Below are 13401 nucleotides of genomic sequence, written 5' to 3'. Positions count from 1 at the left end.
ACTCATTGATATTCAAGGAGTTTTTCGTTCCGATGTCGCTGGAAGTGGGGCGCATTATAAGGGGATCTGAAACCCCGTCAACCGTTAATTTCATATATTTGCAATGTCCGGTTCAGGCTGATGAAGAGCCTTCCCGATCGGCAAGGGCTTGTTCAGCAGTACCCCCACTAGCACCGCAAAGATCAGCGCCGCGACACCGGCACTGCACAGCACCGCCTCGAAGCCGCCGATGAGCGCCTGGCGCGCCAGTGGTGCCGCCACCTCTCTCAGCCTTGGGTCGAGCAACGCCAACGCAGCCTGCAGATCCCCCGCCGCCACCCGCGTGGCCATCTCCCCCGCCGCATCCAACGCCTCAGGTGCCTGGATCGCCAGGGCATCGCGCAGCAGTTGCCCACTGCGTGCCGCAAGGATGCCGCCGAGAATGCCTATGGCAAGGACGATGGCCCCAAAGCGCGTGGTGGTGCTCAGCCCCGAAGCCATACCGGTGCGCTCACGCGGCACGCAGGCCATGATGTTCTTCTGCGTATCGCCATTGAGCAGTCCGGCTCCGGCGCCCAGCACGACACTGGCCAGGGCGAACGCGGCATAGCTACCCTGGCCGGAGGCCCAGGCGCAGGCTAGGTTGCCCACCCCGACCAGGACCAACCCCAATGCGAATACCTGGGCCGGCGACAGGCGCGCAGCCATGCGCATGCCCAGCCGAGGCGTCAGCAGCATGGCCACGGCGAATGGCAGCATGCCCGCGCCCGCGGCCAGGGCCGAGAGCTGCAAACCGCCCTGCAGGTACAACGGCAGCAAGGTCATCATCACCTGCGCACAGGCGGCATAGGCGAACATTCCCAGCAAGGCACCGATGAAGCGCCCGCTGCGCATCAGGCCGAGGTCGACCATCGGCCGCGCCTGGCTGCGCTCGACCATCACGAACAGGCCAAGCAGGAACGCGGCGATCAGCAGACGCCCCAGTGTGGGGGCGCTATCCCAACCGACCCGATTGGCGTCGATCAAGGCCCAGATCAGGTAGCCCAGGCCACCGGCGAAAGTCAGACTGCCCAGTGGATCGAACCGCGCCGCCGAACCGTCGCGGGACTCCTCGATACTGCGTACGACCATGAACGCCAGCACGATCACCAGCGGCAGGTTGATATAGAAGATCCAGCGCCAGCCCAAGGTACTGGCGATCAGCCCACCGAGCAGCGGCGCAAAGGTGATGGTCGCGCCCATGCACGCGCCCCAGAAAGCCCAGGCCCGCATGCGCTCCTGCGGCGCATGGAAACGGTGGCCGATGGCGGCCAGCGCGGCAGTCAGCAACAACGCGGCACCGATGCCCTTGGCTGCTCGGGCCAGATCGAGGAACAACAGGCTCGGCGCGGCGCCGCACGCCAGCGAGGCCGCGCCGAACAGCGCCAGGCCGAGCAGCAGCATGCGCCGCCTGCCGAAGCGGTCGGCCAGGCTGCCAGCGGGTAGCAGACAGGCGGCGAACGCCAGCAAGTACGCACTGACCACCCATTCGATGTCGCTGAACGAGCCGGACAGGTCGCGGGCAATGCTGGGCAGGCTGACCGCGACGATGTTGGTGTCGAGGATGATCACGGCGCACACCGCCGAGGCGGTGAACAGGGTGAAGCGTGGTGAGGCGGCTGCAGGCATGGCAAGGCTCCGTCATAGAGAGCAGGCAGGTCGTCGCCGCTTTACCGCCACGACGCCAGCCTTGTAGTGTTGCCTCAACCATAACGCCGCAGGGCGCCCGGCTTGTTAGCCAGCACGTCCCGCGTCATTAGCGCCTGGCTAACGAGGCCCCATGGAGATACGTCACTTCCGCTACTTCCTTGCCGTCGCCCGCCACGGCCACTTCACCCGCGCCGCCGAGCAACTGGGCATCGCCCCGCCGACCCTGAGCCGGCAGATCCAGGACATGGAGCGTGAGCTGGGCGTGCGGCTGTTCGAGCGCAGCCAGCGCGAGGTAAGCCTCACCGCCGCCGGCCAGGCCTTGCTCACCGAGGCCGAACAGGCGGTGCAGCAGTTCGACGCCGCACAGTTGGGTGCACAGCGTGCCGGTCGCGGCGACAGTGGGCGGATCGAACTCGGCTACGTTGCCTCGGCGGCTTACTCCGGCACCCTGCAGCAACAGGTCAGTCGGTTTGCCCAGGCTTATCCCGGCATACAGCTGAACATTCGCGAAGTGCCCATGCTCGAGCTCCCCTCTCTTGTCGACGAGGGCCAACTCGACCTCGCCTACTTGCGCTCGCCGATGGAGCTGCCGCAGAGCCTGAATGCCATCGCCCTGCACCAGGAAGGTTTCGTCCTGGCGCTGCCGGCCAGCTCGCGCCTCAACGAACTGAAGACCATCCCGGCCTCACGCCTGGCCGACGAAACCTTCATCTTGCCCGAGCAGATCTCCGGCACACTGGCAATTGCCAGCCAGGGCAGTTTCACCCCCCGCCTGGGGCCGCAACCGGGCAGCCTGGTGGCGGTGCTCACCCTGGTGTCACTGGGCCAGGGCGTGGCCGTGGTACCGGCGTCGGTGGTCCAGCGCATCAGTTTGCCCCAGGTCAACTACCGGCCCATTGCTGACGCCCAGGCAAGTTCATGGCTGAGCCTGGTGCACCGCCGCTTCGAAAAGTCGCCCGCAGTGCTGCGCTATATAGAAGGAGTGCGCCAAGGTGCCGAATGATCACCTACGTTCTGGCTTTCGGGCACTGCTGGCGCTGCTCGCCTGCCTGACCTGGCCCACGTGGGCCGGCGACGCCATGCAGACGATGAAGCTGGGCAAGCCTGCGCCCTACTCTTTCTTCACCTATGCCAATGCCAGGCTCGATACCCGCCTGCCAGTCCAACACGCAGTGATCGTGCTCCATGGCGTGCACCGTGATGCCGACCACTACTATCGCAGCGGCCTGACCCTGCTCGGCAATGCGGGACTCACCCAGGACGACACGCTGCTGCTGGCCCCCCGTTTCTTCAGCGAAGACGATCCCCAGACAACGCCCACTCCGCCCTTGTGGTTGAAAAGCCAATGGTTGCAGGGCCAAGAGTCCGTGGCCGGACGCTCCGGCATCTCGGCATTTGCCGTGCTCGACGACCTTCTCGCCTACCTTGCCGATCGTCATCGATTTCCACACCTTGAAGACATCACCTTGATCGGCCATTCCGCCGGCGGCCAACTGTTGCAGCGCTATACGCTGCTCGGCACGGGCGACCAGGCGCTGCGCGCCCTTGGCATCCATGTGCGCTACATTGTCGCCAGCCCTTCCACCTACCTGTACCTGGATGCCAACCGCCCCCTTGGCGAAGGCTTCGCCCCTTTACCTGCCGCGCAGTGCGCTGACTACGACCGTTACCGCTATGGCCTGCCGGGCGCACCGGATTACTTCGCCACGCAGCATCTCGATGCCCGCCAGGTGCTCAGCCGCTACGCCGCACGCGACGTGACCTACCTGGTCGGCGAACGCGACCGCCACCCCCGCAGCCGGATCATGGACCGCAGCTGTGCAGCCCAGGCCCAGGGTCGTGACCGGGTCGAGCGGCAACTCAACTACCTGCGCTACGAGGCTTTTCTTGCCCAGCGCTGGTCGATTACGCTCGCGCGTCGTCAGTACGTACTGCCGGGTATCGGCCATGACCCCGCCTGCCTGCTGACCGATCCAGGCGTTGCGCAGTTGCTGTTCCCCGGCCACTGACATTCCACCACGCCGCGCAGTACACTCGGGCCCTCCCCCTTTCGGAGACGTCCAAGGTGCATCACGCAGGAAGCGATGAACATCCACCGGCACGTGCCCGAGCTGGCGCGGTCATCTGGCTTACCGGACTCTCCGGCGCGGGAAAGTCGACACTGGCCCAGGCCCTGGCCCGAGAGCTCCATGAGCTTGGACATGGCTGCTACGTGCTCGACGGTGATGTACTGCGCACAGGGCTGAATGCCGACTTGGGTTTCTCGCCCGAGGATCGCCACGAAAACATCCGCCGGACCGCCGAGGTGGCGGCGCTGTTTGCCGATGCCGGGCTGATCTGCATTACCGCGTTGATCTCACCCTATCGCGCCGGACGCGCCACCGCGCGCCAGGCCTGCAAGGCGGGCTTCCACGAAGTGCACGTCAAGGCTGATCTGGCCACCTGCGAGGCCCGCGACCCCAAGGGCCTGTATCGCCGCGCCCGGGCGGGAGATCTGCCAGAATTCACCGGGATCGATGCGCCCTACGAAGTGCCGGACCGACCAGAGCTGGTGGTGGAGACGGCACAAGTGCCGCTGCCGATAGCAACGGCGCAACTGCTGGCGTACGTACAGCAGCGGGTACTGCACCAAACGCAGTAGGCGCGGGCTGACCCCGCGCCTGCTGGTTGCACTCAACTGCCCGGGGCGATATCGCCACGCTGCCAGCGTGCCTCGTTATTACCCAGGGCCTGGGCAATGTCGGCGAGTTCGCCGGACGGCAGGGTCTGTGGCAACGGGTCGAGCCCGGCGCTGGCGAACACCTGGCCATAGCTATTGCGCAGCTCGGCATAGGCCAGGTCGCGGCGCAGGTCGGCCTGCAGCGCATTCAGTTCCCCCTGGATCAGCTCCAGCTCGCCAATGCCCTGCGCCTGGTGGCGATTGCGCAGTTGCTCGACGATCTGCTGGTCAAGGGCGACCAATTGCTGGCTGGTGGCGAACTGGCGGCGAGCTTCGTTGTAATTGGCATTGGCCACGTAGAGCTGGGCCAGGATGGCCATCGACATCGCCTGGCGACGCGCCTCGACCACCTGTTCGCCAGCCTTGGCGACGTCGATGGACGCCGGCCCCGACAGCACGTTGAACAGGTTCCAGGTGACCTTGACGCCATAATCGGCCCAGTGCTGGTTGGTCAGGAAGCTGTTGCTGTCGTAGTGCCCACCCGCCGAGAACTCCAGCCCCGGCAGCATGCGCAGCATCGACTTGCGCACCTCGGCGGCGCTGATGCGGGCCTGGTAGTCCTGCTCGCGCAATTCGGGGCGCGTGGCCAGGGCCTGCTGCTCCAGCGCTTCGAGGCCTACCTTGAGCTCCGGCACGCTGTAGTCGTCGGTGGCGGCGAGGGTCAGCTCGCTCCCCGGCGGCAGGTTGATCAGCGCGCCCAGTTCAGTCTTGGCCAGCGACAGCGCGCGACGCTGTTCCTCCAGCTGGCGGGTGGCCTCGATCAACGAGCGCTGGTAGTTGAGCGCCTGGATCGGATCGCCGATGCGCTGGTCCCCCATGCGCTGGCTGTTGTCCCGGGCCTGCTCGACCCGCACCATCAGCGCGTCGATCTGCTTGAGCAGGCGCTCGGCGGCGACAGCCCGCCAGTAGGCCGAGCGCACGTCCTGGATGATGGTCTGCACCACCTTGCGCCGGCGTTCCTGGACGATCAGGCGCTGATCGCCCTGTTGCTTGGCGCTGACATAGCTGACACCGAAGTCGAGCACGTTCCACACCATGGTCAGGTCGGCCACGTCGCGGTCGCGGTCCTGGGAGGTCGATGGCTCCAGGGACTGGGTATTGGTCAGCACGCTTTGGCTGCTCGATGCGCTGACGTTGCTGCGCCCGGCGTAACCGGCCGACAGGGCCATGCGCGGCAGCATGTCGAAGGTGGCCAGGTCGACCTGGCGTTGGGCCAGGGCTTCTTCCATGATCTTGAGGCGTGCCTCCAGGTTGTACTTGACCGCACGAGCCATGGCCTGGTGCAGGGTCAGCGGCCCGTGCAAGGCCTCCTGGCCCTTGAACATGCTGGCAAGGTCCGCCCGCGCCCGCTGCTCGCTGACACTGCGGTCGATGGGTTGGGTCTTGACCGCGCACCCTGTTACCGCCAGTGCCAGTACGCTTACCGCAAAAATCCTCGATGCTCTGCTCATCCCTGTCCGCCCCCTTGGTACGGCACTGCTTTTCTTCTAATTGGATTGCTCGCGTGCGCCGGCTCAGGCCTGCGGCACGGGTACCTCGACCTGCCCCAACGCCTGCGCCAGTTGCCTGGCCTGGCGTTGCTCCCCCTCCTGGAAGGCCTGCAACTGCTGCCCGAGGGTCGGCGCCCCGGTCAGGCCCTTGCCCGCCCCTGCCTCTGCCCCCTGGCGGAATGGCTTGCCACCGCTCAGTTCATACTGGCCACCGTCATCCGGCAGCGTCTTGTCGAAGATGTTGGCCAGGCTGCTGGCCCCGAACACGTTGGCGTCACCACCACCAAAGCCGAGGAAACCGGCCCCCGAACCATTGCCGATACCGCTGTCAGCGTGCTGGCCGGCGAACACCTGGGCCAGGTAGCTCGGCGCCAGCGCACCGTTCTGGATGAACAGATTGCCCAAGGTCGGCAGCCCGCCGCCCGTTGTCGGCACCTCGAACAGCGGCTGTGGCAGCAGCGGCGACTGGAACGGCGCCGTTACCGGCAACGGTGCGATCACCACCGGCGTGCCTGGGCTGGCCTGGCCCGGGCGCGCCGGTGGGTATGCGCGGAATTCCGGATCACCGTCGGTAGACTGCAATGTCACGCTTTGCCCGGCGAAGCCGCCGACCACGTCGTTGCCTGCGCCATCGCGAATGCCGGTGCCACTGGCCTTGAGCCCAAGGGCCAGGCCACCACTGCCCGCCACGCCTGCGACATTGACCTGCCAGGTATGGCCGTCGAGGCGTACCAGCGACTGCAGCGTGCCACTGGCGTTGCCACTGGCCAGCAGTTCGAAGTCGCCCAGGTCGACCCCGCTGACGTCTTCGCTGAAGGTAACGGTGAAGGACTGGCTGCCCGGCGTCGGCGACGGATTCGCCACGATCGAGACCACGCCGGGTGGCGTGCTGTCGACAATGACCCCGTGGCTGTCGCCAATATTGTTCAGCGCCGGTGTCAGTTGATTGCCGGCCGCATCGTGCAGGCTCGCGCCATTGGCCGACAGGCCAAGCACCTGGATGCCATCGGCATCGTTGTCGCCGGCCTGGATCTGGTACTGGAACACCAGCGTCGGCGTGCCTGAGCCGGCCACGAAATCGGCGTAAACCGTGCGCCCGCCGACATCCAGGGCAAGCCGCGGCACGCCGTCGACCATCACCGCCTCGCTGGTGTTGACCACGAAGGTGAGCACATCGCCCGTGTTATAGGGGACGCCGACCGGCACGCCGACACTGCCCACCGTGGGGGCGTCGCGGTCAATGTTGTACGTGGCGCCGGTCAGGCCACCGACCAAGGCGTTGCCGGCCACATCGGTGATACCCGTGGCGCTGCCATTGAGGTTCAGGCCCAGGGTGCCTGTGCCGTGCACACCACTGACGGTGATGACATAGACTCCACCGCCCAGCGCTTGCAGGCCGCTGAGCGTGCCGCTGGCCGAGCCGGTGCCAACCAGGCTGAAATCGCTGAGATCGACGCCATTGACCTGCTCGTTGAAGGTCACGGTGAAGCGCACGCTCTGGGCGTTGCTCGGCGACGGGTCGAGGGTGACGATGCCGACCGCGCTCGGCGCCTGGGTATCGACCAACACCTGGTGGGTGTCAGCCACGCCATTGAGGGTCAGGTCCATGGCATTGCCCGCGGCGTCGACAAGGGTCGCACCATTGGCGGCAAGGCCGGTCACGGTGATGCCGTCAGCGTCGTTGTCACCGGCCTGGACGATGTACTGGAACACCAGGGTCGAGGTGCCGGCGCCCGCCACCAGTTCGGCAAACACCGTGTGCCCGCCGATGTCCAGGGCCAGGCGCGGCGCCCCCGTGACCTGGACCGCTTCACTGGCGTTGACCACGAATACCAGCGAGTCGCCGGCGTTGTAGGACACCCCCGCCGGGCCACCGACGCTGGTCACGCTGGGAACGCGGGTGTCGATGGCGTAGTTGTTGGAATCGGTACTGCCCACGCCGGCGTTGCCCGAAGACGCCGCGACCACGCCGCTGTTGTCCAGGGTGATCAGGTTGCTGGTGTCCTCGACCCCGTTGCCAGGTGTCAGGGTCGCGGTCCAGGTGATGCCGCCATCGCTGCTGCTCAACCCGCTCAAGGTGCCATTGGCCACTGTCAGGTCGGCCAGGGTGAAGCCGCTCACCGCCTCGCTGAAAGTGATGGTCACCAGGCTCGACTCGCCCGCGCGCAGGGCCGTATCGGCAACCACGACGGTGGCGGTGGGGACGACGGTGTTGACCGTGTAGTTGGCCGATGAAGTGGTGCCGGTTCCGCTGTTGCCGGCCAGGTCGGTGTAGCCCGTGTTGTTCAGTACGATCAGGTTAGTGGCGTCCTGCACGCCGTTGCTCGGCGTGAAGATGGCGGTCCAGGTGATACCGCCGTCGACGCTGGACAGCGTGCCCAGGGTGCCATTGGGCAAGTTCAGGTCAGCGTTGGTGAAGCCCGCTACCGCCTCGCTAAACGTGATGGTCACCAACGAGGTTTCACCGACACGCAGATCGCTGTCGGCCATGACGATGGTGGCGGTTGGCCGCTGGCTGTCGACGGCGTAGTTGTTCGAGTCGGTGGTGCCGGAACCGGCGTTGCCAGCGGTGTCCGTCACCCCGCTGTTATCCAGGGTGATCACGTTGGAGGTGTCGGTGATGCCGGCGCTCGGCGTCAGGGTCGCGGTCCAGGTGATACCGCCATCGCTGCTGCTCAGCCCGCTCAGGGTGCCGTTGGCCACGGTCAGGTCGGCATTGGTGAATCCGCTCACCGCCTCGCTGAAGGTGATGGTCACCAGCGACGTCTCGCCGATGGCCAGGTTGCTGTCGGCCACCACGATGGTCGCCGTCGGGCGCTGGGTGTCGATGGCATAGTTGTTCGAGTCGGTGCTGCCGGTACCGGCATTGCCGCTGCTCTGGCCGACCACGCCGCTGTTGTCGAGGGTGATCAGGTTGGTGCTGTCGGTGATGTTGCCGGTCGGGGTGAAGGTGGCCGTCCAGGTGATGCCGCCGTCGGCGCTGGAGACCGCGCTCAGGGTGCCGTTGGCCACGGTCAGGTCCGCGTTGGTGAATCCGCTCACTGCCTCGCTGAACGTGATGGTTACCAGTGAGGTTTCACCGATGCGCAGCGCCGCATCGCTTACCACCACGGTGGCCGTGGGTTGCATGGTGCTGACGCCGTAGTTGTTGGAGTTGGTGGTACCGCTGCCGGCGTTGCCAGCCAGGTCGGCCACCCCGCTGTTGCTCAGGGCAATCACGTTGGTGGCGTCCTGCACGTTTACCGAAGGGGTGAACGTCGCCGTCCAGGTGATGCCGCCATCACTGCTGGAAAGCCCACTCAAGTTGCCGTTCGCCACCGTCAGATCGGCGAGGGTGAAGCCGGTTACAGCCTCGCTGAAGGTAATGGTCACCGTGGTGGTCTCGCCGACGGTGAGATTGTTGTCGGCGACCACGATGGTGGCCGTCGGGCGCTGGGTGTCGACGGCGTAGTTGTTCGAGTCGGTCGTGCCGCTACCGGCGTTGCCGGCCAGATCGGCCACCCCGCTGTTGTCCAGGGTGATGAGGTTGGTGGTGTCGGTGATGTTGCTTGACGGGGTGAAGGTGGCCGTCCAGGTGATCCCGCCGTCGCTGCTGGACACCGCGCTCAAGTTGCCGTTGGCCACCGTCACGTCGGCATTGCTGAAACCGCTCACGGCCTCGCTGAAGGTGAACGTCACCAGCGACGTCTGGCCGATGACCAGGGTGGGGTTGGCCACCACGATGGTCGCGGTCGGGCGCACGGTGTCGATGGCGTAGTTGTTCGAGTTGGTGGTGCCGCTGCCGGCGTTGCCAGCGCCATCGCTCACCCCGGTGTTGTCCAGGGTGATGACATTGGTCGCGTCGGTGATGGTGCTGTTCGGGGTGAACGTCGCGGTCCAGGTGATCCCGCCGTCGCTGCTGGAGACGGCGCCCAGGGTGCCGTTGGCCACCGTCAGGTCGGCATTGGTGAAGCCGGTCACGGCCTCGCTGAAGGTGAACGTCACCAGCGACGTCTGGCCGATGGCCAGGGTGGGGCTGGCCACCACGATGGTCGCCGTCGGGCGCTGGGTGTCGATGGCGTAGTTGTTCGAGTTGGTGGTGCCGCTGCCGGCGTTGCCAGCGGCATCGCTCACCCCGGTGTTGTCCAGATTGATGAGGTTGGTCGCGTCGGTGATGGCGTTGGTCGGGGTGAACGTCGCGGTCCAGGTGATCCCGCCATCGCTGCTGGACACCGTGCTCAAGGTGCCGTTGGCCACCGTCAGGTCGGCATTGGTGAAGCCGGTCACGGCCTCGCTGAACGTGATGGTCACCTGGGACGTCTCACCGATGCTCAGGTTGCTGTCGGCCACCACGATGGTCGCCGTCGGGCGCTGTGTGTCGATGCTGTAGTTGGCCGAATTGGTGGTGCCTACGCCAGCGTTGCCGGCCAGGTCGGTGACACCGGCGTTGTTCAGGGTGATGACGTTGCTGGCGTTGGTGATGCTGTTGGTCGGGGTGAAGGTGGCGGTCCAGGTCTTGCCGCCATCGCTGCTGGACACCGCGCTCAGGGTGCCGTTGGCCACCGTCAGGTCGGCATTGGAGAAACCGCTCACCACCTCGCTGAAGGTGATGGTCACCGTCGCGGTCTCGCCCACTTTCAGGGCCGTGTCGCTGAGGGTGATGGTGGTGGTGGGCGGAACCGTCTCGTGAATGGCCACCGTGACCGAAGCCGCGCTGGAGGTGGCGCCATCGCCATCGTTGACGGTGACCGACAGGGTGCGGGTGGCCTGGCCGATGCTGTTGGCGGCATTGCTGTTGTCGTAGGTGAGGTTGCGCACCACCGCCTGGACTGCTGCGGCCGTGGCATTGCCGTTGAACGTCAGCACCAGGTTGGCGCCGCCCGTGCCGCCGGTATAGGTGCCGATGGCCACTCCGCCGTAGCTCACCGTGCTGCCGCTGACGCCGATCTGCCCGGCGCCATTGCCCTGGTGGCGGATGCCCAGCACATCTTCGCTGGCGACGCCGTTGGCGCTGACCGCCACGGTCAGGTTACCCCCGGCAAAGTCGGCCGAGTCGCTGTCGGTGACCGTGGCGTTGCTGCCGCTGTCGAGCAGCACGGCGCCACTGCCTTGGGTGAAGGTCTGGCTGTCGCCGTTGAGGTTGCCGATCACCGGCGCGGCATTGAGTGGCTGGACCACCACCGAAGCGGTGCGGGTAGTACTGCCCATGTCGTCATTGATACTGACGGTCACGCTACGGGTGCCGCTGGTGTAGGCCCCTGCGGCGTTGCCATAGGTCACTGTGGCAAGCACCGCACGATACTGGGCCAGGGTGGCCACACCGCTGAGCGACAGCACCGCGCTGCCCGAGCCGCTGATGGTGATGCCGTAACTGGCCGCCGTGGCGATCTGCCCGGCGCTGAGCGACAGGGTCTCGCTGCCGCCATCGAGCACGCCGCCCAAGGTCAGGGTGGCACCACTGACCTGGGTATCGCCGTCGGATTGGCTGATGTTGATGTTCGGCACGATCACCACCGGGGAGCCGGCGAAATTGACGGTGCTGTCGTTACCACCGGTGCTGGTGTCCAGGTCGACCAGCGGCGGCGCCGAGTACAGCACCTCGTAGGCACCGATGTCGACACCGCCGCCACGGGGCCGGTCGAAGCCGCGCAGGTCGGTGGCCGGCGCGCCCGCCTGGGTGCCCTGGTCGATGGCGTTGCTGGCAGTGCTGGCCAGGCGGTAATCGCCGCCGGCGGCATTGACGAAGTTGACCGGGGTGCCGATCAGGTTGGTGGTGCTGGTGTAGCCACCGCCACTGCCGCTGTTGGTGGCGGCATCAAGGGCAGCGCCGTTGACCGTGTTGCCACTGATGATGCTGTTGAGCACCGTCACCGTGCCGGCGCCGCCAGTGGCCCACCCCAGGCCGGCGGAGTTGATGGTGCCACTGCTGGTGTTGAGGTAGGTGTTGTTGGCGATGGTGCTGTTGACGATGCTGACCGAGCCACCGGTATTGCTCAGCACGATGACCGAGGCGCCAGCGACCGTGGCAGTGGCGGCGTAGGTCCCACTGTTGTTGTAGATCGCCACGTTTTCCAGGACGTGGTTGTTGGCGCCGCCCAGGCGTACCAGCGACGACATGCCGGTGGCGCCGATGATGCTCGCATTGTTGTCATGGATCGTGGTGTTGCGTACCACCACCGTGGAGCCTAGGGTGGTCGCCGAGTTGATCACGGTGCCGGCGTTGTCCTGGAAGTTGGAATCCTCGACGGTGATCGAACCGCCATTGGCGCGGATGGCCCCACCGGTGATGTTGCCGGAGAAATGCCGCATGTCCAGGTTGCGCACCGTCAGCACACCGCCACCGTTGCTTTGCAGGCCCGAGGCCTCGCCAGCATCGCGGATGTTGTTGCTGTTGACGTCGCCACTGAGGATGATGTCGCCCTTGCCGTCGCCGTCGACATCACCGTTGATGGTGATGTTGCTGGTCACCGCCAGCGCCGTGGCCGACGACCAGCGAATGGTCCCGCCTTTCAGGTTCTGGTGGAACACGATGATGTCGTTGCCGCTGCCCGCGGCGGAGCCATCTACCGAAGTGTCGGTGTTCGCGGCCTGGATGGCTTCGGCCAGGGATACCTGGCCATCGTTGGCGATGAGTGACGCATTGCTGCTGGTGACGGTGATGGTCGCCAGCGAGGTATTGAATGCCGACAGGTCGCCGCGCTGCACCCCCACGCCAGTGGCCACCGCGCCGGAAACGGTCTCCAGTTCCCAGTCCTCGCCAGCGCGGTTGCCAGTCGAGTCGGCCGAGGCGCCCACGTCGGCACCGCTGAGCCGCGCCACCTCGTTGACGAACATCTGGCCATCGCTGCCAGCGCCGGTGTTGCAAGCAAAGAAGCGGATATCGCCGCCCGGGGCCAGGCTGGCGCCGATGCGCGCCAGGTCGGTTCCATGGCTGGCCAGTTGGTTGGCCCAGATGGCATTGCCGGCCAGGTACACATAGCCACTGTCGCCGTGGCTGATGATATCGACTGAAGTCACGTCGCTACGGCCATTGAGATAGTCGGCGATCTGCTTGAAGCCATCCTTGCCGTTGTCCAGCACCACCACCTCGACCCCGGCAGGCAGGCCGGCGATGAGTTTCTGGTAATCACTTACCGCAGAGTCGACGAATACCACTTCATGATTGCCCGGAGCCTGGGAGATCGGCGCGGTGGCCGGTGCCGCCTGATGGGCCGGTTCGTGGGCGGTGTTATCGCGGGTACTGGCCGCATCACTGGCGGCGCTGGTGTCCTTGCCTCCGGTGGCGGCTACGGCGGCTTCGACCGCCTGAGCCCCCTGATCGGCGACCACGCCCACCGAGGCGTCGAACATCATGCGCGGTTCCAGGGCCTGGATAAGGCTGGGCCGGCTTGCGGAAACGTTGGGTGTGTGGGTGTTTTTACCGCGTTTCCAGAATGCCATGGTGCCCTCGCTCAGCCCTGGAGCTGTTTGTGCCTGCCGTTCCTGCAGATGAGAACGGCCTGTCCTTGTCTGGTAATCCTGAACGGACGACGGGGCGCCGATGCG

At 66.0% G+C, this 13401-nt stretch carries 6 protein-coding genes; 3 read left to right on the top strand and 3 right to left on the bottom strand.

Annotated elements, in window-relative coordinates; translation table 11 throughout:
• Positions 1–90: 90 nt before the first annotated feature.
• The gene (locus tag DFS21_RS22835; RefSeq protein WP_111533196.1) at positions 91–1647 is read right to left on the bottom strand and encodes an MFS transporter; all 1557 of its coding nucleotides are present in this window, start codon (positions 1645–1647) and stop codon (positions 91–93) included.
• Between the two features lie 151 nt (positions 1648–1798).
• Here DFS21_RS22835 and DFS21_RS22830 point away from each other — a divergent pair, with 151 nt between their 5' ends.
• Genes DFS21_RS22830 through cysC form a run of 3 tightly spaced genes read left to right on the top strand, consistent with a single transcriptional unit; the run spans position 1799 to position 4309 of the window.
• On the top strand, positions 1799–2671 hold the full coding sequence (locus DFS21_RS22830) for a LysR family transcriptional regulator (RefSeq protein WP_102684136.1): 873 nt from the start codon (positions 1799–1801) through the stop codon (positions 2669–2671).
• Positions 2661–3677: an alpha/beta fold hydrolase gene (locus DFS21_RS22825; RefSeq protein ID WP_256591526.1), complete on the top strand. Its 1017-nt coding sequence runs from the start codon at positions 2661–2663 to the stop codon at positions 3675–3677. The genes DFS21_RS22830 and DFS21_RS22825 overlap by 11 nt, the downstream gene beginning before the upstream one ends.
• Before the next feature lie 56 nt (positions 3678–3733).
• Positions 3734–4309 carry an adenylyl-sulfate kinase gene (cysC, locus tag DFS21_RS22820; RefSeq protein ID WP_110703110.1) on the top strand — a complete coding sequence of 192 codons (576 nt, stop codon included), beginning with the start codon at positions 3734–3736 and terminating at the stop codon, positions 4307–4309.
• Positions 4310–4341: 32 nt separating this feature from the next.
• Here the strand turns inward: cysC and DFS21_RS22815 are convergent, their stop codons facing one another.
• Together DFS21_RS22815 and DFS21_RS22810 are read right to left on the bottom strand one after the other, a co-directional pair.
• Entirely contained in the window at positions 4342–5838 is a 1497-nt protein-coding gene (locus tag DFS21_RS22815) for a TolC family protein (RefSeq protein ID WP_038707307.1), read from the bottom strand.
• Between the two features lie 63 nt (positions 5839–5901).
• Positions 5902–13296, bottom strand: coding sequence for an Ig-like domain-containing protein (locus DFS21_RS22810; RefSeq protein ID WP_111533195.1), 7395 nt, complete (start codon positions 13294–13296; stop codon positions 5902–5904).
• Positions 13297–13401: the final 105 nt, after the last annotated feature.

This window comes from Pseudomonas sp. 2848, from assembly GCF_003253945.1.
In the GTDB taxonomy this organism is placed as follows: Bacteria; Pseudomonadota; Gammaproteobacteria; order Pseudomonadales; family Pseudomonadaceae; genus Aquipseudomonas.
Note: the sequence above shows the minus strand (reverse complement) of the source record. Positions and strands in the feature narration are given on the sequence as shown.